Source organism: Mycobacterium innocens (assembly GCF_900566055.1).
Taxonomy (GTDB): domain Bacteria; phylum Actinomycetota; class Actinomycetes; order Mycobacteriales; family Mycobacteriaceae; genus Mycobacterium; species Mycobacterium innocens.
Window position 1 is genome coordinate 1 of sequence record NZ_UPHQ01000233.1, and the last position, 3,277, is coordinate 3,277.

General features: G+C 61.8%; 2 protein-coding genes and 1 pseudogene. 1 reads left to right on the forward strand and 2 read right to left on the reverse strand.

Translation table 11 applies throughout. The features are described 5' to 3' along the window. Positions 1-107: pseudogene (locus EET03_RS22355) on the forward strand (IS982 family transposase); the annotation flags it as partial. A 21-nt stretch (positions 108-128) separates the two neighbouring features. Here EET03_RS22355 and EET03_RS22360 read toward each other — a convergent pair. Continuing rightward, on the reverse strand, positions 129-1,679 hold the full coding sequence (locus tag EET03_RS22360) for an Ig-like domain-containing protein (RefSeq protein ID WP_075542566.1): 1,551 nt from the start codon (positions 1,677-1,679) through the stop codon (positions 129-131). A gap of 1,081 nt (positions 1,680-2,760) precedes the next feature. Continuing rightward, positions 2,761-3,171, reverse strand: coding sequence for a sterol desaturase family protein (locus EET03_RS22365; RefSeq protein ID WP_075542565.1), 411 nt, complete (start codon positions 3,169-3,171; stop codon positions 2,761-2,763). Positions 3,172-3,277 lie beyond the last annotated feature (106 nt).

The following is a 3,277-nucleotide window of genomic DNA, read 5'->3' on the forward strand; positions in this document are numbered from 1 at the left end:
TCTACGCCCGCGTCGCCCAGCGCCTCCTCGCCCTTGCCGCTGTGATCTGGCACAACTGGAAGATCAACAGCCCAGTCAAGAGGTCACTGATCGCCTACGACCACTGACCAAGGTTGGGAATTACTCATCTAGGGACCCACATTGTCGGCGGTGTACTGAAAGGTGACCATGGGCGGACTGTGATCCGACAGCGGCTGCCCATTGGAATTGAAGAACTTCGGCGCCTCGTTGCTGTAACCGGTCGCGGTCAACGTCACGCCCTGACCGCTGCGGTAGAAGATCTTGTCCAGCAGCTCGCACTCGTTGCCGACCTTGCACGTGGGCGCGAAAGGTGGGCTGGTGGGACCACCCTGGACCTGGACCCACGCATCGGTCAGCGAATTGTTCGCGGCGAATTGCAGAAGTGCGCTTTGGTCGTCGGAATACAGGGCGTTGAAGTCGCCCGTGACGATGACCGCGCGGCCCCCGGAATTCTGCTGGATGTAATTGGTGAGCTGAGCAAGGTTGGCGTTGGTGAACGCGCCCCCTCCGGTATTGGTATGCAGGTTGTAAAGGTCGATCGTTTCACCGCCCGGAAGCTGGAGCTGGCTGTAGCTGAAGCCTTTCGCGGTGAGGCAGTTGTCGGCGCTGCACTGCCACCATGTCTGCCGGTCGAGCCTTTTCACTTTGAACTGTGCGAGGGTGTTGAGTCCGTCGGAGAAGGGCACGCCGATAGGCCACAGCAACGTGGGTGGGCTGGGCGGTGTCTGGCTGGGCATATCCGATTTCTTGACCAGGAAATCGTGGTAGGCGAAGTCTTCCTGGACGTTGGCGACATAGTAGGAATTGAGCCGCTGCCCAATCTGTTTGGTGTACAGAAAGCGCGGCAAGATTGCGCTGGACAGCGGAAATGGCAGCCCGGCAATGTTGTACGTGAGCATGCTGAAGGCACCGCTTATCGTCGTGGTCGGGACGCCACCCACGAAGACGGTCACAGTGGCGACGTCGTCGTGCCCGTGGAACGGACCCAGGTATCCCGCCAGGCCGTGCACGTGCAGGCTGGTGTCGTCGCTGACGGCGACGGTGAAGGTGTCGTTGCCGACGAAACCCGGATCGGCCGTATAGGTGAAGCTGGCTGTTTGTTGGTTGATGTTGACGACGCCGTGCTGCGGTCCACCAGGTGTACCGCGCGGATTGACCTTGAAGGTCATCCTGTTGCCGTCGGGGTCGTAGGCCGTGAACGGAACGGGGCCGGTGCTGCCGTTGATGGGGATGCTGACTTGTTGGGGGGTCGCGACCGGAGTCCGGTTGAAGATGACGGGCACAACCCCGTTGCGGACCGCAGCCAGAAAATCGATCACGGCGTTGAGCAGGTCATCGGGAATGCTGGCGGGGTCGACCGGTTGCGCGCTGGCGCCTGGCAGGGCCGCGCCCGGCGCCGCAGCCGCCGCGCCCGGCGCCCCAGCCGCCGCGCCCGGTACCGCAGCCGCCGCGCCCGGTACCGCAGCCGCCGCGCCCGGGAGCGCAGCCACCGCGATGTCCGACCCGGCTGGCGGTGACGGCACGTCTGCCCACTCGCCGGCTGAGGAACCCGAATCCGTTGGCGCAGCGTAGCTGACCGTAGGATTGGTCGGCGTAGTGCCAGCCAACAGAACAGCGGTTATCGCCCCGACGCCGCCGATACGCCTGGCATAACCCATGGATTCTCCTCGCGCATCCACTAGTGAGCCGGTGATTGTTGAACTGTCAGTGGACAATTCGGGTGCTCGTCGTCGCTTTCCGTAGCATTCTCGGGTAGTGTTGCGCACCTAACATCAGGGGTGTTTCACCCCCAGGTGCGAATGCCGAGCGAAGTTTGCCGCGCCGCGAGAGCCATTGTCAATATCCGGCTTTGGGTTAGCTGACCTAATCGCCTTGCGGGTGTTCCGCCGGTACTTTCAACCAGATTCCGAGTTCGACGAGGCACCCGCTCGGAGGCAAGGTGATGGGTGCCGCGCGTCGCACGCAATTGCCCGGCCTCGATGATCTCGGCGCCAGGACCAACCCTCTGCTCCTTCGACGAGCCTTTTGAGGGTGCCGAGAAGTCGCTACGTCTTCGTCAAAGGCGTTGGTAAGCAATGGCATTCCAATGTACGTTTGAAGAGGACGGGCCGAGCACGCATGCGAACCTGCCGCTCATCCGCCCGGGCGATCAACCGTGGATAGCTGCCTCTTGGTTCCGCGTCATTCGAATACTGTTGGAGAGCAACCGATGTGGCTGATCACTGTGCAGAGAGCCAGCGGTTTCACAGGCGATGGTCATCGCTTCAACGGAAGCCTCGCCTACGTACGTGAACCCTTGGCCGGTCGAGGTGTCGCGTGTGAACGACGGCTGAGGTGCTCGGCCGCACAGCGGGTTTCGCTACGCTACCGGCCTGGTAGCCGCGGTTGCTCAAACATCTTTTCCATGATTGCCCAACCAGGCCAGGCAGTCGGCCCGGGTTGCCGATTCGTGGTGGCCGTGCGGCCTTGGCGGGACACTCCTGTCGGGCCTTGGCCATGGGCCGGTTGGTCGTCGTCGAAGACACTGTCAGGCAGGACCGTCGGGGAATTCGGCACGGCTTGTGGTTTCGTTCGACCCGACGTTGTGATGCAGACGTATTCGTGTTGAAACCAAATAGCACCCGTGTCGAGATCCGATAGTAATCATGGTGATACCAAAAGTATTCCTAATCAACTGGTCAGGGGCCGGCCGTCGGCAAGGTACCCGCCGGATGGCCCGGGACCCCCTGCGAGTGCAGCTCATGCCGGCGACATGAGTCGCTGACGTGACCCGGCCGGATTCTTGTACGTGCCAAACAGCTTGTCGCCGTACGTCATCACCACGGACAGGCTGGTGGGACGCCGCTCGGAATGATGCAATTCATGGCCCGACGCGGCCGGCAACAACCAGCGGGGATAGAAAGTGATGTCGTATCCGCTGTGCGTGATCACCATTGCGGTCGTGTTGGTGATCGCATACGCGACCAACACCAGCGGATGCGCACCAATCAGCAGCGGCGGAACGTACAGGCACAGCATCACCATCAAGCCTTCGACGGGATGCACGACGAAGTTGGTCCAGATGGTCAACGGCGACTGGACACGGTGGTGCACGTAGTGGACCTTCTCAAACACAAAGCGGCTGCCATGCTGAACCATCCCGGGTTTCATGCACACCTCGTTACGTGTGACCGGTGTGCTGCCCGATCTGTTGTTGAGCGTAGTACTCGGCCTCGACTTCGGCTGGTGGGCGTCGTTCGAGGCGGTGCATCAGCCT